The organism is Maritalea mobilis (assembly GCF_019800885.1).
GTDB lineage: Bacteria > Pseudomonadota > Alphaproteobacteria > Rhodobacterales > Rhodobacteraceae > Roseibacterium > Roseibacterium beibuensis.
In genome coordinates this window covers 255872-280275 of record NZ_JAHVKE010000001.1, presented here as the reverse complement: position 1 = coordinate 280275, position 24404 = coordinate 255872, and the positions used below count along the sequence as shown (strand labels likewise).

The following is a 24404-nucleotide window of genomic DNA, read 5'->3' as shown; positions in this document are numbered from 1 at the left end:
CGGGCGCCGACCGCACCGCCGCTTGTGTCTTGACCGCAGGACCACGGTCTTTCACACCGCATCCCATGACCGAGATGCTCCCCCTTGCCGAGATGGCCGACGCGGTGCTGCGCACAGCGGATGGTCGGGAAAAAACCGCCCTGTCCCGGCACTATGCCGGGCTTTGGCAAGCGGCCCGCGCCCGCGGGGAAACGCCCGAGATCGGCACGGCCAGCCCGCCCGATCGCCCCGCCCGGCCCGCGCGCCCAGAGCTTCTGGACCCGCGCGACGTGCCGCGCAGGCGGCCCGGAAGCCCGCAGGGGCGGCGCGCCATCCTGCACGCGGTCGCCCATATCGAGTTGAACGCGGTCGACCTGCACTGGGATATCGTCGCGCGCTTCACCCATATCCCCATGCCCATCGGCTTCTACGATGACTGGGTGAAATCGGCCGATGAAGAATCCAAGCATTTCAACCTGATCTGCGACGTCCTTGATGCCATGGACTGCCCCTATGGCACCCTGCCCGCCCATGCCGGGATGTGGCGCGCGGCCGAGGATACGAAGGACGATCTGATGGGCCGCCTCGCTGTGGTGCCAATGGTGCTGGAGGCGCGCGGCCTGGACGTGACACCGGGCATGATCGAGATTTTCGAAAAGGCGAAAAAGGACGAACCGGCCGCCGCGCAAGCTGTCGACGCCATGCACGTGATCTATGCCGAAGAGGTGCACCACGTCGCCTATGGCTCCAAGTGGTTCCACTTCCTCTGCGGCCGCCACGACACCGACCCGAAAGACGCCTTCCACGACCTCGTGCGCCGCTATTTCCACGGCGCCCTGAAACCGCCCTTCAACGAGGAAAAACGCGCCGAGGCCGGCTTGCCCCCCGATTTCTATTGGCCACTTGCGGATTAATGCGGCGAAAGGCGCAATTCGAATCGCAAATTCGCCATGCGCAATCGGCGGTTTTTTGCCCAATACGGCAGAATTTTGCTGCCTTTTATGCCCAATGTGGGTAGTGTGTTGCCCAATGAAACGGCTTGTCCTATTCCCCGGACAGTCGTTGCCGCTACCGGGACAGGGTGGGACGGCGATAAAAACTGGGGAAGACGAGGCATAGGATAGTGACATCTCGGCTAATCAGCCGCGTGAATGCGGCGCTAGAGCGGCACTTGCCGGAACAACGGCTTTTCCTGAAATCGGACGAAGGCACTCGGTTCGTGCGTCTGCGTCCCGCGACACAAGCGGGCATGATCCTCGGATCCGCTGCGCTGGTCGGATGGACGATCATCGTGACGTCCTTTTTCCTGATCGACACCATCTCGGCCGGCAATGTGCGTGAGCAGGCACAGCGCGAACAGATGATGTACCAGGAGCGTCTGAACACCCTCGCCGGAGAGCGGGATCTTCGCGCCGCCGAAGCGCGCATGGCCCAGCAACGCTTTACCCTCGCGATGGACCAGGTGTCGGAAATGCAGACGCGCCTGCTCGATGCCGAGGAACGCAGCCGCGAGCTTGAAACCGCCGTCGACGTGATCCAGTCGACCCTGCGCACGACCATCGAGGAACGCGACAGCGCCCGGCTCGAGGTCGCAACGCTCCAGGCAGAGCTTCAGGCGGACACCGGCACCATGCAGACCGCCGCCGCCCGCGAGCGCGAGTTGAACCGCACGCTGGCCTTCCTGACCGAAGCGCTTGAGGAAACCGCGGAAGATCGTGACCTGACGCTTCTGGCAATGGCCGATGCCGCACAAACCATCGATGAACTGAATTTCCGCGCCGCCCTCTCGGCCGAGCGGCAGGAGCGCGTGTTCAGCCAGATCGAAGATGCCGTAGCCCTGTCGATGGAGCCGCTGGACGAGATGTTCCGCGCCGCCGGCCTCGCCACCGAAGATATCATCGGTCAGGTCCGCGCAACATATTCCGGCCAGGGCGGACCGCTCATGCCCATCGCGATGTCCACCTCGGGCGGCACGCCCGACCGTTTGTCGGCCCGCGCCAACGAGGTTCTGTCCGACCTCGACGAATTGAACCTCTTCCGCATCGCGGCCGAGCAGCTTCCCTTCTCGATGCCCGTGGGCGGCAGCTATCGCATGACCTCCGGGTTCGGGTATCGCCGCGATCCCATCAACGGTGGTGGTCGTATGCACAACGGCACGGATTTCGCCGGGTCGCGCGGCACGCCCATCCTTGCCGGAGGGGACGGGATCGTCACCCACGCGGGTCGCATGTCAGGCTACGGAAATCTGGTGGAAATCCGCCATTCCTACGGCATCACCACCCGCTACGCCCACTTGTCGCGCATCCGGGTCTCCGAGGGCGAAAGGGTCTCGCGCGGGCAACTCATCGGTGATATGGGCAATACTGGGCGGTCCACGGGCACGCATCTCCACTACGAGGTGCGCAGGAACGACGAGCCCTTGAACCCCATGACCTTCATTACGGCAGGACGCGATGTTTTCTAAATCCAAGATCAACGAACCCGGGCCGAAGCAGGGCGCTGGCGACGGCACGCCCGCCGCTTCCGGGAGCTCGGCATCGTCTGGCTCGACCTCGACCACATCGGGAGACCCCATGAACAAACCCACGAACGCCCCCGCAAAGTCCAAGCCGAGCCCTTCGGTGCTCAGCTCCGACCTGACGGTTGTCGGCAACCTGCGCACTTCGGGCGACATCCAGGTCGAAGGCACGGTGCAGGGCGATATCCGCGCCCATCTGCTGACCGTGGGGGAAAGCGCGAATATCGAGGGTGAGATCGTCGCCGATGATATCGTCGTGACCGGCAAGGTCGTGGGGCGCGTGCGCGGCCTGAAGGTGCGTCTGACCTCGACCGCGCGCGTCGAAGGCGACATTATCCACAAGACGATCGCCATCGAGAGCGGCGCCCATTTCGAAGGCTCGGTGCAGCGCGCCGAGGATCCGCTGGCCACGGGTCAGCGCAGCACGCCCGGCGCCGGTCAGAGCGCCCGCCCCTCCTCGCCGCCGCCGGTGCAGCGCCCCGTGTCGTCCCTGCCGGGCGACAGTGGCAAATCCGATAGCTGAGCGCACATCACTCAGCCCTGGAATTGGAAAAGCCGGACCGCTTGGTCCGGCTTTTTCCTTTTCTGCCGCCCCGGTGCCTCCCTCAGTCGAGCGAGGTCAACGCCCGGCGATACACATGCCATGTCGCGTGTCCGAGGATGGGCAGCACCACGAACAGCCCCACAAGGAACGGCAGCAAGCCCAGAAAGGTCAGCCCCGCAATCATCGCCGCCCAAACCAGCATGACGCGCTTGTTCTGCTGCACCACCTTCAGCGAGGTCAGCATCGCGGTCACGAAATCCAGTTCCTTGTCCAGCAGCAGCGGGAGCGAGACCACGGTCAAAGCGAACAGAACGATCGCGAACACGGCGCCGAACGCAGTGCCGACCAGCAACATGGTCAGCCCCTCGGGCTCCAACAGGTAGGCATAGGACGTGGTGACATTGGTCAGGACGGCCGGGCCCATGAACAGCGCGAAAAGCATATGCGCGAAGAAGGACCAGAACAGGAAATAGACGATGATCACCCAGGCCATCGACGGCAATTGCCGCAACCGCTGCCGCCAGATCACGCCGAAAATGTCGTTACGGCGGAAATCCGTGTCGCCGATCTCCAACCGGCGGGACACCTCGTAAAGCCCCACGGCAAGGAACGGCCCCAGCAGCGGGAAGCCAACGGTGAAGGGGATCGCCCACCACACCTGCTCGGTCACGAACAGGAACAGGTAGATCAGCCAGCCCCCCACGACATAGACGTGGGAAAAGAACAGGCCCATCATCGGTTTGCGGTAGAAATCCCGCGCGCCCATCTTCAGTGCATAGACCAGATCGCCCATCGCCATCTGGTTCACGCGCGGCACCTTGGACGGCGCGGCGTGGCCCGTCACGTCACTCATGTTCGCACTTCCTCCCGCGGAAACTCTAGACCGCGGGTTTCGCGCGCGTAAAGCGTCTTAGCGATGGATCGGGCGCGGGCCCATCATCTCTTCCCACCGGCGCGCCATGGCCAGCAACCGCCCATCCGAGCCGGACGGCCCGATCAGTTGCAGCCCGTGGGACAAGCCGTTCTCCGCGATCCCGGCGGGCAGGTTCACCACCGGCAGGCCGGCAAGGCTGGCCGGGATCACCACCTCCATCCAGCGGTGATAGGTGTCCATCCCCTGCCCCGCGATCTCGCTCGGCCAGTCCCAGTCGACCGGGAAGGGCCAGACCTGCGCCGAGGGCAGCACCAGCGCGTCGAAGCGCTTGAACAGGTCGTCCAGTGCGGACAGCCAATCCCGGCGCAGCGCCGCCGCGCGCTCGACCTGATCGCCGGTCATGGCGAAACCGCGCTCGATCTCCCAGATCGCCTGCGGGTTCAGCAGGGTACGGCGCCCCGCATCGCGATAATGCGGCCCGAGGTCTTGCGACACGGCAAAGCTGCGCAGATCGGTCCAGCTTTGCCACAGCAGGTCCGAGGGCACCGGTGGGGTCAGCGCCTCGACCCGCCATCCAAGGGAGTCCATCCGGGCGACGGCACCCTCGGCCGCGTCCAGAACGCCCCCCTCCATCGGATAGGCCCCGCCCCAATCCGCCAGCCAGCCGATGCGCGGCGCCTTTGGGGATGCCGCCTCCCCCTCGAAGAGACCGCCCGAGAGCGTCTCCAGCAGACGCGCCAAGTCATCGACACAGCGCGCCATCGGGCCCAGTGTCGACAGCCGATGCAGCAACACCGCGTCGCGCACATCGCCCGAGACCACCCCGACCGTCGGGCGCATCCCCCAGACATCGCACCACGCGGCGGGGTTGCGCAGGCTGCCCATCATGTCCGACCCGTCGGCAACCGCCAGCATGCCGGTCGCAAGGGAGGCCGCCGCACCGCCCGAACTGCCCCCTGCGCTGCGCGACAGGTCCAGCGGGTTGCGTGTCGGACCATAGACGGGGTTGGTCGAATGCGAGCCGAGGCCGAATTGGGGGACGTTGGTCTTGCCGATGATGATCGCGCCCGCCGCCTTCATCCGGCGCACGATGGCGTCATCCTCTTCGGGGATATTGTCAGCCAGGATTGGCGACCCCCAGGTGGAGCGCACGCCCTTCACGCCGACAAGGTCCTTCACCGCGATGGGGATACCGTGCAGCCAGCCTTGCGGTGCCATCGCCTCGGCCAGCCGCGCTTCGCCCATCAGACGTTCGCGGTCGCGCAGCGCGACGATGGCGTTGACCTCGCCATTCACGGCGTCGATCCGCGACAGGGTCGCGCGCATCACCTCCACCGGAGACAGCGTGCGCCGTGCAATCGCCTCCGAGATGTCCGACGCGCTCAACCCAAGCAGATCACTCATGGTGCTTCCCCGTATTACCCGCGAAATCTCTATCCCGGATGCGACGACACGCGCAATCTGCCGGGGTTGATCCGACCTGACAGTTTACCCCATAAGTCCGATAGAAAGACTCGGATTACATCCCCCGTTTGAGAGTTCCCCATGCGTATCAGGTTCCTTCCCCCCGCCGTCAGCGCCGGCATCCTGGCGGGCCTCCTCGCGGCAACGGCCGCGATCCCCACCGAACCCGGGGTTCCAAGCACGCTTGAGGAATTGGGTCAGCGCCTCTTCTTCGACACCAACCTGTCGGCCAACCGCACGCAAGCCTGTGCCACCTGCCACGACCCGGCGCGCGGCTTTGCCGATCCGCGCGGGGCGACCTCCATCGGCGATGACGGTCACTCCATCGGCGACCGCAACGCCCCCACGGCGACCTATGCGATGTTCTCGCCGGAATTCCACCAGCGCGAGGATGGCATGTGGGTCGGGGGACAGTTCCTCGACGGTCGCGCCGCCACGCTTGAGGATCAGGCCGGCGGGCCGCCACTGAACCCGATCGAAATGGCCCTGCCCGACCGGGAGACCGCCGTCGCGCGGCTGGCCGAAAACCCGGATTACGTCGCCGCCTTCGAGACCCTCTTCGGTGAAGGCGTGCTGGACGATCCCGAGGCCGGGTATGCCGCCATGACCCGTGCCATCGCGGCCTTCGAGCGGACCGAGGAATTCGCCCCTTTCGACTCGCGTTATGATCGTTACCTGCGCGGCGAGGTTGAATTCACCAACGAGGAAGAGCTTGGACGGCTGCTGTTTTTCTCCGAGCAGTTCACCAACTGCAACCAGTGCCACCAACTGTCGCGCAGCGCCATCGACCCGCAAGAGACCTTCACCAATTACGAGTTCCACAATATCGGCGTGCCGGAAAACACCGACCTGCGGGCGCGCAATGGCGTCGAGACTGCCGACCTCGGGCTATTGGCGCATCCGGGCGTTGACGATCCCGCCGCCGCGGGCCGGTTCCGCACCCCCACCCTCCGCAACGTCGCCGTCACGGGGCCCTACATGCATAACGGGGTGTTCGAGGATCTGCGCACCGTCGTGCTGTTCTATAACGTCTATAACACGCAGAACGACGCGCGCCTGATCAACCCGGAAACCGGGGAACCCTTCGGCCCGCCCGAGGTGTCCGAGAACATCTCGACGGAGGAACTGACTCATGGCCCCGCCCTCGACGATCAGCGCATCGACGCCATCGTCGCGTTCCTCAGGACCCTGACGGATCGCCGTTACGAATACCTGCTGGACGAGACCTGAGGCGCGGCCTCAGGCTTCGCTGCGCGCGTCCGCCCGGCTTTTCCCCGAGACGTTCTGCGCCAGAACGCTGGCCATCAACCCATCCAGGTCGCCGTCCAGCACGCCCTGCGTGTCGCTGGTCTCGAACCCTGTGCGCAGGTCCTTCACCATCTGGTAAGGTTGCAGCACGTAGGACCGGATCTGGTTGCCCCAGCCCGCGTCGCCCTTGGCCTCGTGGGACTCGCGGATGCTGGCGGTGCGTTTCTCCAGTTCCAACTGATACAGGCGCGACTTCAGGGCCTTCATGGCGATGTCGCGGTTCTGGTGCTGCGATTTCTCGGAGCTGGTCACGACGATACCGGTCGGCGCGTGGGTGATCCGGACCGCCGAGTCCGTGGTGTTCACGTGCTGGCCGCCCGCCCCCGAGGAGCGGTAGGTGTCGATGCGGATGTCGGCGGGGTTCACCTCGATCTCGATATTGTCGTCGACCACCGGGTAGACCCAGACCGACGCGAAAGACGTCTCGCGCGTGCCCTTGCCGAAGGGCGAGATACGCACCAGCCGATGCACGCCCGATTCCGATTTAAGCCAGCCATAGGCATTGGGCCCGGAGATCTTGTAGCTGACCGATTTGATGCCCGCCTCGGTGCCCGCTTCCTGCGATTGCAGCTCGACTTCGTAGCCCTTCTTCTCGGCCCACCGGGTGAACATGCGCGCCAGCATCTGCGCCCAGTCGCAGGCCTCGGTCCCACCGGCGCCGGCGTTGATTTCGAGGAAAGTGTCGTTGCCATCGGCCTCGCCATCCAGCAACGCTTCCAGTTCTTTCGCAGCGGCAACCTCGACCAGGTCGGCAAGCGCCTGTTCAGCCTCGGCGACGACTTCCTCGTCGCCTTCCATCTCACCCAGTTCGATCAGTTCGACATTGTCATCGAGGCCCGACTTGATCTGGTCATAGGTGCCCATCTTGTCGACCAGCATCTGGCGGTCCCGCATCAGCTTCTGCGCGCCGGCCTGGTCGTTCCACAGGTTGGGGTCCTCGACGCGCGCGTTGAATTCCTCCAGCCGGTGCTGGGCGGTCTCGATATCCATCCGCTGCCCCAGAAGCTCCAGGGAATTGCGGATCTTTTCGATATTGGCTTGGGTCTCGGCGCGCATGTGTGACTTTCTCTCTCGCTCGGTGCGGCAGAGATAGAGGATCGCGCGCGCACCCTCAAGCGGGCGCGCGCATCTGGTTTGGTCAGTAAAGACCGCCGGAGCTGAGCGTGCCAAAGCCCGTGCCAGTGGGCACACGCGCCTCGCCCCCGCCCGTGGTCTCGACGGTCGCCTCGTCGGTCACCGGCCGCGGCATGTCTTCCTCGGGGTCCCCCTCGCCACGGCCGAACATCGGCAGGTCCGAGCCCATGCCCCAACCGCCATCGATCACCGACAGCAGGCCTTCATAGGGGGCTTCGCCGTCGCGGAAGAGTTCGTATACCACGTGCTCGCCCTGGCTGCCCTCGGGCAGGCGTGCGCCGGAATAGCGGTCGATGGGGTAAAATGCTCCGCCCTCGGGCACTTCGAAGCTGCCGCCGCCATATTCGCGGACCGCCTCGCGCATGAACTGCGCGAAGACCGGGCCGCACATGCCGCCGCCCGATGCCCCGCGCCCCAGGCTGCGCGGCTGGTCGTAGCCGATGTAACAGCCCGCCGCGATGGTCGAGGAGAAGCCCACGAACCACACGTCCCGCGCATCGTTCGTCGTGCCGGTCTTGCCGGCAAGCGGCACGCCGATACCCGCCGCACCGACAGACCCGGCCGCCGTGCCGCGCTGCACCACACCCTGCATCATCGAGGTCAGCTGGTAGGCGGTGATCGGGTCGATCACGCGTTCGCGGTTCGACACGATACGCGGCGCAAGGCCTGCGTCGATGGCCTCCAACTCGCAATCGGGGCACAGGCGCTGGTCATGGCGATAGACGGTGCGCCCATAGCGATCCTGGATGCGGTCGACCAGCGTCGGGTCCACCCGTTCACCGCCATTGGCGAACATCGCATAGGCCGCCACCATGCGGAACAGGGTCGTCTCCTGCGCGCCAAGGCTGTTGGCGAGGAAGGGCTGCATGTCGTCATAGACGCCGAAGCGTTCGGCGTAGCGCGCGACCGTCTCCATCCCCACGTCCTGCGCAAGGCGGACGGTCATCAGGTTCCGCGACCGCTCGATCCCGGTGCGCAGCGGCGAGGGGCCGTAGAACTGGTTCGAGGCGTTCGTCGGGCGCCAGATGCCGTCGCCGGTCTCCACCTCGATCGGGGCGTCGATGACGATGGTGTTGGGCGAATAGCCGGAGTCGAGCGCGGCGGCATAGACCAAGGGTTTGAAGGACGAGCCCGGCTGGCGCGTCGCCTGCGTGGCGCGGTTGAAACTGGAGGCCTGGTAGGAGAACCCGCCCTGCATCGCCAGAACGCGGCCCGTGTTCACGTCCATCGCCATGAAGGCGCCCTGCACTTCGGGGATTTGCCGCAGCGTCCAGCGCATGAAACTGCCGTCGCTGTCGCGGGTCATGGCGCGGACATGCACCACGTCACCCACGTTCAGCAGGTCCCCGGCGACGCGCGCCTGCGGGCCGCGATTGCCATCCTCGTCCGGCGGACGGGCCCAGGTCACGTCTTCGGCGGGAATGAAATGCCCATCCTCGTCTTCGTCGACGCCCTCGATCCCGATGCGGGCGCTGGTATCGCCCACCGACAGAACGACGGCGGCATACCAGCCATCGATATCGCGCGGGATATCGGCATCGGCCAAGGCCGCCCGCCAGCTGTCCTCGTCGGTCAAGTCGGCCGGGTCGATCGTGTCGGCCGGACCGCGCCAGATGCCGAGGTCGCGGTCATACCGCTCCAGGGCCCGGCGCAGCGCAGCCTCGGCCACCTGCTGCAAGCTTTCATCCATCGACGAGCGCACGGCATAGCCGCCGGTGAAGAACTCGTCTTCACCGTATTGGGCCGACAACTGGCGACGGATCTCGTCGGTGTAGTAATTGCGCGGCGGGATGCTGCCCCGGTAGGCCTCGATATGCCCCCCCTGCACGGTTTCGAGAGGCGAGGCCTGGGCCGCCTCCATCTCTTCCCGCGAGATATAGCCGTTCTCGTACATCTCGCGGAGCACGTAATTCCGGCGGCTGATCGCGCGCTCGTAATCCTCGACGGGATGAAAATTCGACGGCGCCTGCGGCAGCGCGGCCAGGTAGGCGACCTGCTCCAGCGAAAGGTCTTCGAGGGGCGCGTTGAAATAGGTCTGCGCGGCCGCGACCACGCCATAGGAGTTCTGACCCAGGAAAATCTCGTTGAGATACAATTCGAGGATGCGATCCTTGGACAGGGTCCGCTCGATCCGGGCGGCGAGGATGATCTCGCGCACCTTGCGCTCGATGGTGCGCGACCCGTCGAGCAGGAAGTTCTTCATCACCTGCTGCGTGATGGTCGAGGCACCGCGCACGTCGCGGCCGCGGGACCGGACGGCCTCGACGAAGGCGGCGGCGATGGCGCGCGGGTCATAGCCCTGGTGCTCGTAAAAATTCCGGTCCTCGGCCGACACGAAGGCCTGCGCCACGATGTCGGGGATTTCCTCGGCACTGACGTAAAGGCGGCGTTGGGCGGCAAACTCATCGACCACCTGCCCTTCGCGCGAATAGATCCGGCTGATGGTGGCGGGCGCGTAATTGGCCAGCGTTTCATGGTCCGGCAGGTCGCGGGAATACATGAACAGAAGACCGCCAATGCCAAGCGCGGCAAAGACCAGCCCAAGGGTCAGCGCGCTGAACAACGCGCCGAAGATGCCTGTAATGAATCGGACCATGCCCGCGCCTTTTGCAGTGTTCGGCGCTTATACGCGCCGGGCGGTCTCCGGTCAAAAGCAACAGGCGGGTTTTCGCGTGCTCGTGATGCCGGCAAACTGGCGCCATGGGCAAGGAAACCGGGCCAGAGGCGATTCTGCCGAGCTACGAGGCCGAAGCCGCGGGATGGGCGCAAACGCGCAATCAGGAGCTGTGGGAACGTCCGGCGTTGGAGGCCTGCGTGGCGGGCCGCGCGCCGGGGTTGCGGGTGCTCGACCTCGGCTGCGGATCGGGGCAGCCCATCGCGGAATGGTTCGTGGCGCGCGGGGACCATGTGACCGGCGTGGACGGGGCCGCCGCCATGGTGGAGGAAGCCCGTCGGCGCGTCCCCCGGATGGAGGTCATCCACGCCGACATGCGCGGCCTGTCGCTGGGGCAGAGCTTCGATATCATCTTGGCGTTCAACAGCTTCTTCCACCTGTCGCCCGACGATCAACGGGCGATGTTCCCGGTCTTCGCCGCCCATGCCGCCGCCGATGCCCGGCTCTTGTTCACCAGCGGTCCGGACGAGGGCGAAGCCTTCGGCACGGTCGGAGACTCGCCGGTTTACCACGCAAGCCTCGCCCCGCGGGACTATCGCGCCGCGATGAATGCGGCAGGGTTCGAGGTGATATGGTTTCGCCCCGAGGATGCCGAGTTGCGCGGGCATTCCGTCTGGCTCGCCCGGTTTCGGGGCTGACCTGTCCTGCCCTATTGCCTTAGCAAGGCCGCGCGCGCTGCATCGGCTTCGGCCCAATCCAGGATCGCCGTCACAAGCGCCGCCTGCATCTCGGCCCGCCAGTCGGGATTCATCAGGTTGTCGAGGTCGCCCTCGGCAGACATGAAGCCGATCTCCAGCAGGACCGACGGGATGTCGGCGGCCTTGAGCACGGTGAACCCCGCCTCGCCGCGCGGGCTGGAATGCAACTCCAAACCGGACGCGGAGATCTGAGCCACCAGCCCATCCGCCAGGGCGGCGGCGCGCGGTGCCGTTTCGACACGGGCCAGATCCATCAGGATATCGGCCACCACGTCATCGGCGCCCGACAGGTCCACGCCCTCCAGCAGATCGGCGCGGTCATGCTGTTCGGCCAGCGCAGCCGAGGCCGCGTCCGACGCCATCTCGGACAAGGTGTAGACGGTGGCCCCCTGCGCCCGACCTTCCGCAACGGCATCGGCATGGATCGAGATGAACAGGTCGGCACCAGCGGCCCGGGCCAGCGTGATGCGCGTCGGCAGCGGCACGAAGATGTCCGCGTCGCGGGTCATCACCACCTCGACCCGTCCCGTGCGGCGCAACGCCTCGCGCAACTCGCGGGCGAAGGTCAGGACGATATTGGCCTCGTGCAGGTCACCGCGCACCGCGCCAGGATCCACGCCGCCATGGCCGGGGTCCAGAACGACGATCAGCCGCCCGTCGGTGCGGCTGAGTGTGCCGGGGTCCGGTTGACCAGCAGTGACGAGCAGACCGGCCTCGGCCCCGGGCGGCGGGCCGGCCTGCGCCGCGAACCCGTCCTCGGTGGTGGGATCGAGCCGCAAGATAACCCGCGCTTCGCCGGTCGTGGGGTCGGTCTCCATCGCGGCGACGGCGGGCATCAGCGGCGCGTCGAGCGTCAGGACCATGCGCGACCATCCGGGCTGGAACGCGGCCCCGGTTTCGACGGATGTGACCGCATCGGCCGCGTCGAACCCGGGCGGCAAGCCGGACCATGCAACCTGCCGGAAGTCGATCACCACGCGATACGGGTCGGCCAGCGTGAAAACGCGGAACGGCACCGCCTGCGTCAGCGCCAGTGTCATCTCGGCCCCCGGACCGCGATCCTCCAAGGCGCTTTCGGCACCCAGAACACGGGCCATCGCGCCAAACCCCTGCGCAGCGGCAGGCAGCGCGGTTGCAAGCGTCAGAAGAAAGATCAGGGCTGCTCTCAGCACGGCGTTCGCTCCCGTGTCGTTTGGCGGGAGCCTAGCAAAATCCCGCAAGAGCCCCAAGCGCAAAGGCCGCGTGCCCTAACCTTGCCCGAAGAAGCGGATCAGGCGAGAGACGCCCTCTTCGATCTCGGCCGTGCCGCGCGCGTAGGAAAAGCGCAACGTGCCGCCACCGCGCGCCTTGTCGAAGTCGAGCCCCGGCGTGACGGCGACCCCGGCCTCGGCCAGGATCCGGTCGGCGAGGGCAAGGCTGTCATCGGTCAGGTGCGAGACGTCGGCATAGACATAAAAGGCCCCGTCGGCCGGCGCGGAGTTGGTCAAGCCAGCCTTGGCCAGCCCCGCCAGCAGGATTTCGCGGTTCTTGGCGTAAACCTCGCGGTGGCGATCCAGTTCTTCCCGCCCCTCGGGCGAGAGCGCGCCAAGCGCCGCGATCTGGCTGGCATGGCTGGGACAGATGAACATGTTCTGCGCCAACCGCTCGATGGTGCGCACGTGATCCTCGGGCACGACCATCCAACCCAGCCGCCAGCCGGTCATCGAAAAATACTTGGAGAAGGAGTTGATGACATAGACCTCCTCCGTAACCTCCAGCGCCGAGATGGCGCGCCCCTCGTATTGCAGGCCGTGATAGATCTCGTCCGAGATCAGCGCGATGTTCTGGGCGTCGCAAGCGCCCGCCAGCGCATCCAGTTCGCCTTGGCCCAGCATCGTGCCGGTAGGGTTCGCGGGGCTGGCGACAATCAGGCCGGCCAGATCCTCGGTCAGCTGCTCGGGCGTGGGCTGAAACCGGGTCTCGGCAGTGGTTACAAGGCCCACCGGGTCCAGGCTCATGGCCCGCAGGATTTGTCGGTAGGACGGGTAGCACGGCTCCCCGAGCGCGACACGGTCGCCCGCGTCGAAGAGCGCGGAAAAGGCCAGCAGGAACCCACCCGATGCGCCGGAGGTCAGCACCACGCGCGCCGGGTCGAGGTCGAGCCCGTACCATTCGTCGTAAAGGGCCGCGATGGCGGCGCGCAGGTCGGGGCGGCCAAGGGCGACGGTATATCCCAGCGGGCCCTTCTCCATCTCCTCCGCCAACCTGCGCCGCGCGGCCTCGGGCGCGCCGCTCCCCGGTTGGCCGACCTCCATGTGAACGATATCGCGTCCCGCTTCCTCCGCGGCACGCGCGGCCTCCATCACGTCCATCACGATAAAGGGATCGACGTTCGATCGGCTTGATGTGCGCATGTTCTGCCCCCTATGCTCCGCGCCGATCAGAAAGCAGCCCCGCGCCGGGGCGTCAATGCGCCCGGCCCGCCTGCCCTGCCCCTTGCGGTCCATCGTGCGCCTGTGTCGCGCAGGACCGTTCGGCGCTTTGTGCTAGGTGAGCCTTAAACGTCCGACAACCGGAGAGAGTGACCCGAATGAAATTCCTTGCCCCGCTGGCGCTTGCCGCCACGCTCGCCACCCCCGCGCTGGCCGATCTGACGGAGCTGACCGATGCCGAGCGCGCGGCGTTCCGCGCCGAGGTACGGGCCTACCTGCTCGACAATCCCGAGGTTCTGATGGAGGCCATCGCGGTTCTGGAAGAGCGGCAGGCCAATGCCGAGGTCGAGCGCGACCAGATGGCCGTGGCCGCCAATGCCGATGCGCTGTTCAACTCGGCCTTCGATTGGGTGGGCGGCAATCCAGAGGGCGACGTGACCATCGTGGAATTCTTCGACTACCGCTGCGGCTATTGCCGCCGTGTGCATCCCGATGTCGAGGCGCTGATCGAGTTCGACGGCAACATCCGCTACATCGCCAAGGAATTCCCGATCCTCGGCGAGCAGTCGGTGCTGGCCTCGCGCTTCGCCATCGCGACGCGGATCGCGCTTGGCGACGACGCCTACGAGACGATCTCCAACGCGCTGATGGAGATGCGCGGCGACATGACCGAGGCGTCGCTGATCGCGCTGGCCGAGGAAAACGGCCTGGACTCGCAGGCGATCACCGCCGCGCTGTCCGATCCGCTGGTGGACTCGACCATCGGCTACAACCACGAACTGGCTGGCCGGATGCAGATCACCGGCACGCCGACCTTCATCTTCGGGGACCAGATGGTGCGGGGCGCCATCGGCGTCGACGACATGCAGCGGATCGTGGCCGCGATCCGGGCCGACGCCGACTGAACTGGAATACGGTCGAAAAACGAAGGGCGCCCCGCGGGGCGCCCTTTCTTGTTTCGGTTCAACCGGGATCAGCCGAGCGACCACCAGCCTTTTTTCTTGGGCTTGGCCGGCTGTTCCGCCACCTCGGGTTCCGGCTCGGGCGCGGAGACCGTTTCGGCCACGGCAGGCTCGGGTTCCGGTTCCGGTTCGGGCTGCGGGTCCGGCTCGGGATCAGCGGGGGGCTCGGCGGCCTGTTCCTCGGGCGCGGGGGCCTCGGCTGCTTCGGCCTCCACAGGCTCGGCTGCCGTGTCATCCACAGTGGCCGGGGCCTCGGTGTCCTCGGCGGGCGCTTCGGCGGCCTCCGCCTCGGCACTCTCTTTCGCCTTCGACCGGCTGGAGCGGCGACGGCTGCGCTTGGGCTTTTCTTCCGGTGCCGCCTCTTCGGGCTGCGCGTCGGCAGGTTGCTCGGGCGCGCTATCGTCAGCCGTCACATCCTGGGTCTCGGTGCTCTCGGTCTGAACATTGGCCTCGGGGCTGTCGGCATCCTCCGCCTGACCATTTTCGCCGTTGTCCCCGTTTTCACCGGTCTCGCCGTTTTCACCGTTCGTCTTGGACTTGCGGCGACCGCGGCCACCGCGGCGGCGACGGCGCTTTTTCTTGGGCTGCTCATCGCCCTCGGCCTCCGGACGGTCCTGCGCCTCGGCAGTGTCTTCCTCGACCTCCTGCGCCTCGCCCTCGATCTCTTCCATCAGGGCGGCATCCATCGAGACGACCGGGGCCACGGCCACGACTTTGCGGGTCGCGGTCTTGAACTTCTCGATCTTGAAATCGGGCGAGATCAACGCGGCTTCGGCCTCAAGACGGATGGCCATGCCGTAACGCGCCTCGATCGAAGCGATGTAGTCGCGCTTGTGGTTGATCAGGAAGTTGACGATGCCCACCGGCGCGGTCAGCAACACCTCGCGCGACCTGCCGCGCGTGCCCTCTTCCTCCAGCTGGCGCAGGATCGACAGGGCAAGGCTGTCATCCGAGCGCTGGATGCCGGTGCCGTGGCAATGCGGGCAAGGCTGGGTCGTGGCCTCGATCATGCCGGGACGCAGGCGCTGGCGGCTCATTTCCAGCAGGCCGAAGCTCGAGATGCGGCCCACCTGGATGCGGGCGCGGTCGGTTTTCAGCTTGTCCTTCAGGCGCTTCTCGACGGCGGTATTGTTGCGCCGCTCGTCCATGTCGATGAAGTCGATCACGATCAGACCGGCAAGGTCGCGCAGGCGCAACTGGCGTGCCACCTCTTCCGCCGCTTCCAGGTTCGTCTTGGTCGCGGTTTCCTCGATCGAGCCTTCCTTGGTGGCCCGGCCCGAGTTGACGTCGATCGCCACCAGCGCCTCGGTCACGCCGATCACGATGTAACCGCCCGATTTCAGCTGGACGACCGGGTTGAACATGTCGGCGAGGTAGCCCTCGACCTTGAACCGCGCGAACAGCGGCATCGGGTCGGTGTAATGCTTCACGTTCTTGGCGTGGGACGGCATGATCATCTTCATGAAGTCCTTGGCCTGCCGGTACCCGGCATCGCCCTCGACCAGCACCTCGTCGATCTCGCGGCTGTAGAGGTCGCGGATCACGCGGTGGATCAGGTTGCCCTCTTCGTAGATCGGGGCGGGCGCGACCGATTTCAGCGTCAGTTCACGGACCTGTTCCCACTGCCGCTGCAGGTATTCGTAATCGCGCTTGATCTCGGCCTTGGTGCGCTTGGCGCCTGCGGTGCGGATGATCAGGCCCGCGCCCTGCGGCACGTCCAGCGATTGCGCGGTTTCCTTGAGTTTCTTGCGGTCGGCGGCATTGGTGATCTTGCGGCTGATGCCACCGCCCCGGGCGGTGTTGGGCATCAGAACGCAGTAGCGGCCAGCCAGCGACAGGTAGGTGGTCAGCGCCGCGCCCTTGTTGCCGCGCTCTTCCTTGACGACCTGCACCAGCATGATCTGGCGCACCTTGACGACTTCCTGGATCTTGTACTTGCGCGGGCGCGGCTTGCGCACCGGGCGAATGTCTTCCTCGGTATCGTCATCGGCGACAGTTTCGGCGTCGCTGTCGTCCTTGTCGTCGGCATCGCCTTCGTCGTCGGACTCGTCGTCGTCCTCGGGTTCGGCATCCGCCTCGCCTTCGTCAGCGTCGCCCTCATCCTCGCCGTTCTCATCCTCGCCGTTCTCGGCATCGGCGTTGGGATCGATCTCTTCGGTGTCATCCGCGGGGGGGATGTAGACCTCGGGGCCGTTTTCGGCCTCGGCTTCGGGCGGCGTGCTTTCGTCGGCGGCGTCGGCTGTTTTCGCCTCGTCCGCCTCGGCATCGTCGTCCTTTGCAGCGCCTTGCGCGAACCCTTCGACCGGGCCGTCTGCGGCCTCGTCTTCCGCCAGGTCGACCACGTCCATGCCCGCGGGGCCGCTGGTCACCGCGTCGCTGTCGTTGCGCGCGGCCATCGTCTCCGACGAACTGCCCTCGCCCTCGGGTTTGTCCGCGCTTTTCTTGCGGCGCGACCGGCGGCGCTTGGGTTTCTGCTCTTCCTCGGCCTCGGCAGCCATCGCCTCGGCATAGGCGCGTTCCTCGGCCAACAACGCTTCGCGGTCGGCGACGGGGATCTGGTAATAATCGGGATGAATTTCCGAGAAGGCGAGGAAGCCGTGGCGATTGCCGCCGTAATCGACAAAAGCGGCCTGAAGCGAGGGTTCGACCCGCGTGACCTTTGCCAGATAGATGTTGCCGGCCAGTTGCCGCTTGCTCAGCGACTCGAAATCGAATTCCTCGACCTTGTTTCCATCAACCACGACAACCCGGGTTTCCTCGGGATGGGTGGCATCGATGAGCATCTTCTTTGCCATGATGTCCTTGCTCGCAGCCCGACCGGCGGTCGCCCTGGGGGTGCCGCCGCGGAAAGACTGCGTTGTTCTGAGGGGGCGATGGGGCGCCGGAGAGGGTCGGGGCAAACCGCCCCGGTCCATTGTCCGATATGTGCGTCGCGCCGTTGCATCGCGTCCGTGACTCCGGCGAGCGGGCCACGGCCCGTCCGCCAATACAAGCCCCCGCGAGGTGCAGGGGGCGGTTCCAAAGGGCCAGAGGGCGGTATCGCGCTTTGACCCGAGTGACCTGCTGCCCCCCGAGCGCGGCGGGGTTTTGTGTCGCGGCGTCGGACGGGTGCAGAGAAACTGTTTCGCCGGTCGCCTGTGCGACCGTGCTTTCACATTAGGGGATGAAATGCGGCAATGACAATGGAGAAACGTGCACTTGGTGCATGAATGCACGTGTCAAATGCGGGCCGCGGCCTCCCTGCCCGGCCCGCATCCGCCGCATTCAAAGGCGATCAGAGATAGTCGGACCGGCTCAGCCCGTACTTCGCCATTTTTTCGTTCAGCGTCCGGCGCGGCAGGCACAACTCTTCCATCACCGCGGCGATGGAGCCCTTGTGTCGCCGCATCGTATTGTCGATCAGCATGCGCTCGAAGGCTTCGACATACTCTTTCAGAGGCTTGCCCTCGGTCGAGATGGTGGGGCCCGTCGCCTCGTTATCGGCCATCAGAAGGGACGTGATCGAGCCCGACCCGCGCCGGTTCTGCAAGACGGCGCGCTCGGCGATGTTCACCAGTTGCCGCACATTCCCCGGCCAGGGCGCTTGCAGCAGTTGCGCGGCCTCCTGCGCGGTGACTTGCGGCGCGTCGCATCCGTATTCCTCGGCGAATTGTTCGGACATGCGGTTGAAAAGCGTCAGGATGTCCTCGCCCCGCGCGCGCAACGGCGGGCACAGGATGGTCATGGCCGAGAGCCGGAAGAACAGGTCGGGGCGCAGCACGTCTTCCAGCGTCTGGCCCTGCGCGTGCTGGTTGCAGATCGCGATGATGCGGGTCTGCGGCGGGGTTTCCTGATCGTTGATGAAAGTCAGCAGCCGCGATTGCAGCGCGTTGGGCAGCGCCTCGATATCCTCAAGGCAGAGCGTGCCGCCCCGCGCCTCTTCGACCAGCGGAAGCCCGTCGTCGGGGGCCGGGCCGAACAGACGCGCGCCCAGTTCCTCCTCGCCGAAGGCCGAGCAGGAGACGGTCACGAATTTCTTGGTCGCGCGCGGCCCCACGGCATGAAGGGCATGGGCCACCAGCGTCTTGCCGGTACCGGTCTCACCATCAATCAGGACATGGCTGTCGGCCTGACCGAGGTCGAGGATATCCTCGCGCAGGCGCTCCATCTCGGGCGAGGAGCCGATGAGCTTTTTCATCAGCACCTTGCCGTCGCTGAGTTCGCGGCGCAGGGCGCGGTTGTCCAGCGTCAGACGGCGCTGGTTGCTGGCGCGCTTGGCGAGGTCGGTCATCCGGTCGGGGTTGAACGGCTTTTCGAGGAAGTCATAGGCGCCGATCCGCATCGCCTCGACGGCCATGGGCACATCGCCATGACCTGTGATCAGGATCACCGGCAAACCGCTGTCCTGCGCCATGAGCCGTTTCAGCAGCGTCACCCCATCCATGCCCGGCATCTTCACATCCGTGACGACCACGCCGGGAAAATCCGGTCCGATCGCCTTCAGCGCATCCTCGCCCGAGGCATAGGTCTCGGTTTCGAAACCCGAAAGCGCCAGCCACTGGCTGATCGATTGGCGCATGTCCTGCTCGTCATCCACGATCGCAATCTTCATCGCGGGCATCCTTTCTTGTCATTCATTGCGCGGCCTCCAACCCATCGTCGTCGGCATCGCGGTCGCCCAGGCGTGGCAAGCGCACCTCGAACACCGCGCCACCGCCCGCGCCGTTGCGCGCGGTCAACCGGCCGCCGAGGTCGGACACGATGCCGGAGGAAATGGCAAGACCCAGCCCCACGCCCTCGCCCGGCTTCTTGGTCGTGAAGAAGGGTTCAAACAGGGACTCGAGATCGTCGATCCCGTCGCCCGAGTCGCGCACCGTCAGCACGGCCTCTTCCCCTTCCACGATCATCAGGTCCAATTCCCGTCGCGCACTGTCCTTCATCGCGTCGAGCGCGTTGCGCAGCAGGTTGATGATGACCTGTTCGAGGCGCAGGCGATCGGCCAGGACCATGACCGGACGGCGCGGCACGCTTTGCGTAATCTCCACCGCCGTGGTGCGCAGTTGCGGCTCCATCATGGTCATCGCACCTTTCAGCGCATCCCGCAAATCAACGGGTTCCAGCGCATCGCCGCCCTTGCGGGCGTAGGACTTGAGTTGCCGGGTGATGGCCCCCATCCGCTCGATCAGGTCGTCGATGCGCTGGAAGGACGACGCGGCCTCGTCCACGCGGCGGCGCTGCAACAACAGGCGCGCCCCGGCGAGGTAGGTTTTCATCGCGGCCAGCGGCTGGTTCAACTCGTGGCTGACAGCCGCCGACATCTCGCCCAAGGCGGCGAGTTTCTGGCTTTGCGCAAGGCTTTGCTCGGCCTCTTCGAGGGTGCGTTCGACCCGTTGCCGCTCGGCGATTTCCCGCTGTAGCCGGGTATTCAGACGGCGAAGCTCCGCCGACTCGCGCTGCAGGACAACTGACTGCAACCGCGCCCGGCGGCTCAAAACATAGAACGCGCCCGCAAGCAGCAGGGCGAATCCCATGATCTCGAGCGCGAGGACACCGTTCACCCGCTCCCGCACCGAGGCGTAGGCGGTGTAGCTGACGATCCGCCAGCCGCGAAACGGAATGCGGCTTTCCAGCCGGATGGTTTCATTGCCGAAGAAATACGGCCCCGGATCGCCGAACGCCCAGTTTCCCGTCGCCTCCAGCGCGCGCTGGATCGCGGTGGGCGCGGGTTGCCGCTCCAGCGCCTCGGCTTCGGTCAGGCTACGCCAGCGCGGCTCGGTCGACAGGATGATCTGGCCAGTGCTGCTGGTCAGGAAGACGGCCTCGGACGTGCCCCGCCAGCGATCGACGACACGGGCAAGATCGACCTCGACAAGGATCACACCCAGCAGACGGTTATTCGCCTCGACCCGGCGCGAGAAGGTGAACCCAAAGGCGCCCACGTCGCTTTCGGAGATGTTGAACACCGTGTCGGAGGAGCGCACGGCCTCAACGAAATAGGGCTGGTTGGCGCGCAACTCGGACAGGTGGGCGCGGTTGGTGGCAGCCACCACCCGCCCCTCGCGGCTCAGTAGCGTCAGCGAGGCCGCGTCGATCTCGTCCACGTAGTCGATCAGGTGGGCCGAGGTGCTGGAAAAATCGTTCTGCTCCAGCGACCGGATCAGCACCGGGTCCCGCGACAGCAAAAGGGGCACGACCGAGTTGCGCTGCACTTCGGACAGGATGTTGCCAGAATAAAGCGCAAGGCGCAGTTCGGCCCGGTTGCGCGTCGTTTCCGTGAACCGCTCGGTCAGAAGGATGTTTGAAATCCACACCACCGCCACGGCCAGCGCCAGGAACACCAACATGACAAGGCGTGTCACCCAAGGGCGGCCCAGCCGGGGAACGCGGCTGGCGGAAGCGGAGGTCTCGGTGACGCTCATGGAGAGAGGTTACGCCTTTGGGGCCTCGGCGCTCAAGCCTCGCCTGATAACTTGCCGTGATCCGGCGAAAATCACGCGCTGACCAGCGCCTCGGCAAGGCTGGCGAACAGGGGCGCGCCATCGGTGCCGCCATGGGCCTCGTCCACCACGCGCTCGGGATGCGGCATGAGGCCAAGAACCCGGCGATTCTCCGACAAGACACCGGCGATATGCGCGACCGAGCCGTTGGGGTTTCCCTCGTAGGCAAAGGCGATACGGTCCTCGCCCTGCAAACGGGCCAGCCCGTCCGCGTCGATCTGGTAATTGCCGTCATGATGCGCGACCGGGATCACGATCTCCTGCCCCGGCTTGTAGGCGCTGGTGAAGGGGCTGTCGGTGGTCTCGACCGTCAGGGCCTGCATCTTGCAGGTGAACTTGAGTCCCGCATTGCGCATCAGCACACCCGGCAGGAGGCGCGTTTCACACAGCACCTGAAAGCCGTTGCAGATGCCCAGAACATGCCCGCCTCGCGCGGCAAAGCCTGCCACGGCGCGCATGATCGGCGATTGCGCGGCGATGGCACCGCAGCGCAGGTAATCGCCATAGGAAAACCCGCCCGGCACCCCCACCACGTCAAGGCGTTCGGGAAGCTCCGTATCCTTGTGCCAGACCATGTGTGTGTCGAACCCCGCCCGCTGGAAGGCCACGGCAAGGTCGCGGTCGCAGTTGGAGCCGGGAAAGACGAGAACGGCAGCACGCATGGGCGAAACTCCTGGTCAGGCGGTGAAATCGGTGATGACGGCCACGCCCGGGGGCGCGGCGCGGTCGAAAAGCTCAAGCTCGGCGGTCGCGTCCGACAGCGCCACGCGGCGCGCGATCATGGGCGAAAGGTCCAGATCCGTGGCCGTGATGAAATCGAGCAGCGAGGGGTAGCGATGCGCGGGCATGCCGCGCGTGCCATAGATGGCAAGCTGGCCGGAATAAACGGCATCCCAAGGCAGCTCCATGCGCAGATGCTCACCCGCCGGCATGCCCACCTGCACCATGCGGCCCAGTTTCCGGCAGGATTTCAACGCGTTCTCGGTCGTCGTTGTGAACCCCAGCGCCTCGACGGACAGGTGCACGCCGCCACCCGTGGCCTCGCGCATGGCGTCCGCCGGATCGTCGCCGCGGGCGTCGACCACCACTTCGGCGCCGAGCGCCTTGGCCTGCTCCAGCTTTTCGGGCACCACGTCGGCCACCGCCACGCGCGCGCCCAAGGCGCGGCCCAGCATCAGCGCCGCGATGCCGACACCGCCGCCGCCCCAGATGCCCAGCCATTCGCCGGGCTTGAGCGCCGCACGACCGGTCAGCGCATGCCACGCCGTCGTCACCCGGCAGCCAAGCGCCGCGGCCAGCGCAGGGTCCATCCCGTCGGGCAGGCGCGTGAGGTTGGCATCGGCATGGGCGACCGCGACACGCTCGGCAAAGGCCCCGTCACAGGTGAAACCCGGCAAGATTTGCGTCGAACAGATCGTCTGATGCCCCGATTGGCAGTCGGGACATGTCCCACAGGCAAGGATGAAGGGCGCGATCACCCGGTCGCCCACGCGCCAGTTGCGCGTCCCGGGGCCGACCTCTTGCACGACGCCGCAATATTCATGACCGGGGATATGGGGCAGATCGACCGGGTCGCCACCCGTCCAGACATGCCAGTCGGACCGGCAGACGCCGCAGGCCAGCACCTCCAGCACCACCCCGTCACGCGGGCAGGCCGGGTCGGGCGCGGTGCCGATCTCCAGCGGCTGGCGCCAGCCGGTCAGCCGCGCCGCCCGCATCAGGCGATCTCCACCCGGTAGCTTTCGATGACGGTGTTCGCCAGCAGCTTCTCGCACATCTCGGTGACCTGCGCCTCGGTCGTGCCGGGGGCGAGGTCCAGTTCGATCACCTTGCCCTGGCGCACGCCCTCGACCCCGTCGAACCCCATGGAGCCGAGCGCGGATTTCACCGCCTCACCCTGCGGATCCAGAACACCGGGTTTCAACATCACGGTCACGGTGGCCTTCATCGCCCTGCCCCTTTGTCTTTCCTAATATGCGCAGCACCCGGCCCATGGCCGGGCATGTCTTCAGTTGATCAGTGTCGGCTTGGTCGGTCCGGGCTCGCGCTGCGGCATCACGCCGAGCCTGCGCGCCACCTCGGTATAGGCATCGGCCAGATCGCCAAGGTCGCGGCGGAACACGTCCTTGTCCAGCTTCTGCCCGGTCTCGATGTCCCACAGGCGGCAGCTGTCGGGGCTGATCTCGTCGGCCACGATCAGGCGCATGTAGTCGCCGTCCCAGATGCGGCCGATCTCGATCTTGAAATCGACCAGCTTGATGCCGACGCCAAGAAACAGGCCGGACAGGAAATCGTTCACCCGCAATCCCAGCGACACCATGTCGTCAAGGTCCTGCTGCGTGGCCCAGCCGAAGGCGAGGATATGTTCCTCGGCCACCAGCGGATCGCCCAGCGCGTCATCCTTGAAATAGAACTCGATGATCGGGCGCGGCAGCGGCGTGCCCTCCTCGATCCCGAGGCGCTTGGCGATGGATCCGGCGGCGACGTTGCGCACGACCACTTCCAGCGGAATGATCTCGACCGCGCGGATCAGCTGCTCGCGCATGTTGATGCGCTTGATGAAATGCGTGGGCACGCCGATGGTGTTCAACCCGGTCATGAAGAATTCGCTCAAACGGTTGTTGAGCACGCCCTTGCCCTCGATGGTGGCGCGCTTTTCCGCATTGAACGCGGTGGCGTCATCCTTGAAGTACTGCACCAGCGTGCCGGGCTCGGGCCCTTCGTAAAGGATCTTGGCCTTGCCTTCGTAGACCTTCTTGCGCCGTGCCATGCGATGCGTCTCCCGGGGAAATGCGGAAGGCGGCCATGCCTTCTCCGACATGCCGCCATTTGGCCGAGCCTATAGGCCAAAGCGCGGTGTGTCGCAAGGCGCGGTGAAGATCGCGACTTGCGGGCGGGGGCGTGTGCCACGTATTGTCCGCGCAACACGCCCATCTGGACGCAGGAGACACCGATGACGACCTTCGATGATCGCGAAAGCGCCTTCGAGAACAAGTACGCCCATGACGAGGAAATGAAGTTCAAGGCCGAGGCCCGCCGCAACAAGCTGATGGGGCTGTGGGTGGCCGACATCCTCGGCAAGACGGGCACGGAGGCCGAGGAGTATGCGAAATCGGTCGTCCTGTCCGATTTCGAGGAAGCCGGCCACGAGGACGTGATGCGCAAGGTGATGGGCGATCTTGGCGACAAGGTCTCCGAGACCGAAGTGCGCAAGAAATACGACGAATTGCTGGCCGTCGCCAAAGGGCAGATGGTCGAAGAGAACTGAGCGCACACCGCGCCAGGAACGGCCCCGCGCATCCCGCGTGGGGCCGTTCGTGTTTTTCGGTCGGCGTTCCCGCCTCGCAACGGCGCCCGCAAAT

20 protein-coding genes are annotated in these 24404 nt (G+C 65.9%); 7 read left to right on the top strand and 13 right to left on the bottom strand.

Going from position 1 to position 24404, the window contains the following annotated elements; all coding sequences use genetic code 11:
• Positions 1-65 precede the first annotated feature (65 nt).
• The 3 genes from KUV65_RS01430 to KUV65_RS01420 all read left to right on the top strand — a co-directional run bounded on the left by KUV65_RS01430 (position 66) and on the right by KUV65_RS01420 (position 3020).
• Positions 66-893: a ferritin-like domain-containing protein gene (locus KUV65_RS01430; protein ID WP_222187085.1), complete on the top strand. Its 828-nt coding sequence runs from the start codon at positions 66-68 to the stop codon at positions 891-893.
• 209 nt (positions 894-1102) lie between these two features.
• Positions 1103-2443 (top strand): DUF5930 domain-containing protein, encoded by a 1341-nt coding sequence (locus tag KUV65_RS01425; RefSeq protein ID WP_222187084.1) that lies wholly within the window; start codon positions 1103-1105, stop codon positions 2441-2443.
• 109 nt (positions 2444-2552) lie between these two features.
• The gene (locus KUV65_RS01420) at positions 2553-3020 is read left to right on the top strand and encodes a bactofilin family protein (RefSeq protein ID WP_222187083.1); all 468 of its coding nucleotides are present in this window, start codon (positions 2553-2555) and stop codon (positions 3018-3020) included.
• Between the two features lie 82 nt (positions 3021-3102).
• On the opposite strand, the gene KUV65_RS01415 is transcribed toward KUV65_RS01420, so the two are convergent.
• The gene (locus tag KUV65_RS01415; protein WP_222187082.1) at positions 3103-3894 is read right to left on the bottom strand and encodes a DUF2189 domain-containing protein; all 792 of its coding nucleotides are present in this window, start codon (positions 3892-3894) and stop codon (positions 3103-3105) included.
• Positions 3895-3951: 57 nt separating this feature from the next.
• Complete coding sequence (locus KUV65_RS01410) at positions 3952-5319, bottom strand: amidase (RefSeq protein ID WP_222187081.1); 1368 nt, start codon at positions 5317-5319, stop codon at positions 3952-3954.
• Between the two features lie 141 nt (positions 5320-5460).
• Between KUV65_RS01410 and KUV65_RS01405 the strand changes: the two genes are divergently transcribed.
• Positions 5461-6609, top strand: coding sequence for a cytochrome-c peroxidase (locus tag KUV65_RS01405; protein ID WP_222187080.1), 1149 nt, complete (start codon positions 5461-5463; stop codon positions 6607-6609).
• Positions 6610-6618: 9 nt separating this feature from the next.
• Here the strand turns inward: KUV65_RS01405 and prfB are convergent, their stop codons facing one another.
• Both prfB and KUV65_RS01395 read right to left on the bottom strand, forming a co-directional pair.
• Positions 6619-7743 (bottom strand): peptide chain release factor 2, encoded by a 1125-nt coding sequence (gene prfB / locus KUV65_RS01400; RefSeq protein ID WP_222187079.1) that lies wholly within the window; start codon positions 7741-7743, stop codon positions 6619-6621.
• 82 nt (positions 7744-7825) lie between these two features.
• Positions 7826-10417 carry a penicillin-binding protein 1A gene (locus tag KUV65_RS01395; RefSeq protein WP_222187078.1) on the bottom strand — a complete coding sequence of 864 codons (2592 nt, stop codon included), beginning with the start codon at positions 10415-10417 and terminating at the stop codon, positions 7826-7828.
• Between the two features lie 104 nt (positions 10418-10521).
• On the opposite strand from KUV65_RS01395, the gene KUV65_RS01390 reads away from it, so the two are divergent.
• On the top strand, positions 10522-11133 hold the full coding sequence (locus KUV65_RS01390) for a class I SAM-dependent DNA methyltransferase (protein WP_222187077.1): 612 nt from the start codon (positions 10522-10524) through the stop codon (positions 11131-11133).
• Positions 11134-11144: 11 nt separating this feature from the next.
• Here the strand turns inward: KUV65_RS01390 and KUV65_RS01385 are convergent, their stop codons facing one another.
• Positions 11145-12365, bottom strand: coding sequence for an N-acetylmuramoyl-L-alanine amidase (locus KUV65_RS01385; RefSeq protein ID WP_222187076.1), 1221 nt, complete (start codon positions 12363-12365; stop codon positions 11145-11147).
• Between the two features lie 75 nt (positions 12366-12440).
• Complete coding sequence (locus KUV65_RS01380; protein ID WP_222187075.1) at positions 12441-13586, bottom strand: pyridoxal phosphate-dependent aminotransferase; 1146 nt, start codon at positions 13584-13586, stop codon at positions 12441-12443.
• Between the two features lie 176 nt (positions 13587-13762).
• On the opposite strand from KUV65_RS01380, the gene KUV65_RS01375 reads away from it, so the two are divergent.
• Positions 13763-14509 carry a DsbA family protein gene (locus KUV65_RS01375; protein WP_222187074.1) on the top strand — a complete coding sequence of 249 codons (747 nt, stop codon included), beginning with the start codon at positions 13763-13765 and terminating at the stop codon, positions 14507-14509.
• Positions 14510-14577: 68 nt separating this feature from the next.
• Here the strand turns inward: KUV65_RS01375 and KUV65_RS01370 are convergent, their stop codons facing one another.
• The 7 genes from KUV65_RS01370 to purC all read right to left on the bottom strand — a co-directional run bounded on the left by KUV65_RS01370 (position 14578) and on the right by purC (position 23812).
• Positions 14578-17361 (bottom strand): Rne/Rng family ribonuclease, encoded by a 2784-nt coding sequence (locus KUV65_RS01370; RefSeq protein WP_222187073.1) that lies wholly within the window; start codon positions 17359-17361, stop codon positions 14578-14580.
• Positions 17362-17840: 479 nt separating this feature from the next.
• Complete coding sequence (locus KUV65_RS01365) at positions 17841-19157, bottom strand: sigma-54-dependent transcriptional regulator (protein ID WP_222187072.1); 1317 nt, start codon at positions 19155-19157, stop codon at positions 17841-17843.
• Between the two features lie 22 nt (positions 19158-19179).
• The gene (locus tag KUV65_RS01360; RefSeq protein ID WP_222187071.1) at positions 19180-20964 is read right to left on the bottom strand and encodes an ATP-binding protein; all 1785 of its coding nucleotides are present in this window, start codon (positions 20962-20964) and stop codon (positions 19180-19182) included.
• 71 nt (positions 20965-21035) lie between these two features.
• The gene (purQ, locus tag KUV65_RS01355; protein WP_222187070.1) at positions 21036-21704 is read right to left on the bottom strand and encodes a phosphoribosylformylglycinamidine synthase subunit PurQ; all 669 of its coding nucleotides are present in this window, start codon (positions 21702-21704) and stop codon (positions 21036-21038) included.
• 15 nt (positions 21705-21719) lie between these two features.
• Positions 21720-22760 carry a zinc-binding dehydrogenase gene (locus KUV65_RS01350; protein ID WP_222187069.1) on the bottom strand — a complete coding sequence of 347 codons (1041 nt, stop codon included), beginning with the start codon at positions 22758-22760 and terminating at the stop codon, positions 21720-21722.
• Entirely contained in the window at positions 22760-22990 is a 231-nt protein-coding gene (purS, locus tag KUV65_RS01345; protein ID WP_222187068.1) for a phosphoribosylformylglycinamidine synthase subunit PurS, read from the bottom strand. Before purS ends, KUV65_RS01350 begins: the two co-directional genes overlap by 1 nt.
• Positions 22991-23050: 60 nt before the next feature.
• On the bottom strand, positions 23051-23812 hold the full coding sequence (gene purC, locus KUV65_RS01340) for a phosphoribosylaminoimidazolesuccinocarboxamide synthase (RefSeq protein WP_222187067.1): 762 nt from the start codon (positions 23810-23812) through the stop codon (positions 23051-23053).
• A gap of 183 nt (positions 23813-23995) precedes the next feature.
• Between purC and KUV65_RS01335 the strand changes: the two genes are divergently transcribed.
• Entirely contained in the window at positions 23996-24310 is a 315-nt protein-coding gene (locus tag KUV65_RS01335) for a DUF1476 domain-containing protein (protein ID WP_222187066.1), read from the top strand.
• Positions 24311-24404: the final 94 nt, after the last annotated feature.

Coding starts and splice junctions, on each gene's coding strand:
- KUV65_RS01430 (WP_222187085.1), top strand. CDS start 66: ATGACCGAGATGCTCCCCCTTGCCGAGATGGCCGACGCGGTGCTGCGC.
- KUV65_RS01420 (WP_222187083.1), top strand. CDS start 2,553: ATGAACAAACCCACGAACGCCCCCGCAAAGTCCAAGCCGAGCCCTTCG.
- KUV65_RS01415 (WP_222187082.1), bottom strand. CDS start 3,894: ATGAGTGACGTGACGGGCCACGCCGCGCCGTCCAAGGTGCCGCGCGTG.
- KUV65_RS01410 (WP_222187081.1), bottom strand. CDS start 5,319: ATGAGTGATCTGCTTGGGTTGAGCGCGTCGGACATCTCGGAGGCGATT.
- KUV65_RS01405 (WP_222187080.1), top strand. CDS start 5,461: ATGCGTATCAGGTTCCTTCCCCCCGCCGTCAGCGCCGGCATCCTGGCG.
- prfB (WP_222187079.1), bottom strand. CDS start 7,743: ATGCGCGCCGAGACCCAAGCCAATATCGAAAAGATCCGCAATTCCCTG.
- KUV65_RS01395 (WP_222187078.1), bottom strand. CDS start 10,417: ATGGTCCGATTCATTACAGGCATCTTCGGCGCGTTGTTCAGCGCGCTG.
- KUV65_RS01390 (WP_222187077.1), top strand. CDS start 10,522: ATGGGCAAGGAAACCGGGCCAGAGGCGATTCTGCCGAGCTACGAGGCC.
- KUV65_RS01380 (WP_222187075.1), bottom strand. CDS start 13,586: ATGCGCACATCAAGCCGATCGAACGTCGATCCCTTTATCGTGATGGAC.
- KUV65_RS01375 (WP_222187074.1), top strand. CDS start 13,763: ATGAAATTCCTTGCCCCGCTGGCGCTTGCCGCCACGCTCGCCACCCCC.
- KUV65_RS01370 (WP_222187073.1), bottom strand. CDS start 17,361: ATGGCAAAGAAGATGCTCATCGATGCCACCCATCCCGAGGAAACCCGG.
- KUV65_RS01365 (WP_222187072.1), bottom strand. CDS start 19,157: ATGAAGATTGCGATCGTGGATGACGAGCAGGACATGCGCCAATCGATC.
- KUV65_RS01360 (WP_222187071.1), bottom strand. CDS start 20,964: ATGAGCGTCACCGAGACCTCCGCTTCCGCCAGCCGCGTTCCCCGGCTG.
- purQ (WP_222187070.1), bottom strand. CDS start 21,704: ATGCGTGCTGCCGTTCTCGTCTTTCCCGGCTCCAACTGCGACCGCGAC.
- KUV65_RS01350 (WP_222187069.1), bottom strand. CDS start 22,760: ATGCGGGCGGCGCGGCTGACCGGCTGGCGCCAGCCGCTGGAGATCGGC.
- purS (WP_222187068.1), bottom strand. CDS start 22,990: ATGAAGGCCACCGTGACCGTGATGTTGAAACCCGGTGTTCTGGATCCG.
- purC (WP_222187067.1), bottom strand. CDS start 23,812: ATGGCACGGCGCAAGAAGGTCTACGAAGGCAAGGCCAAGATCCTTTAC.
- KUV65_RS01335 (WP_222187066.1), top strand. CDS start 23,996: ATGACGACCTTCGATGATCGCGAAAGCGCCTTCGAGAACAAGTACGCC.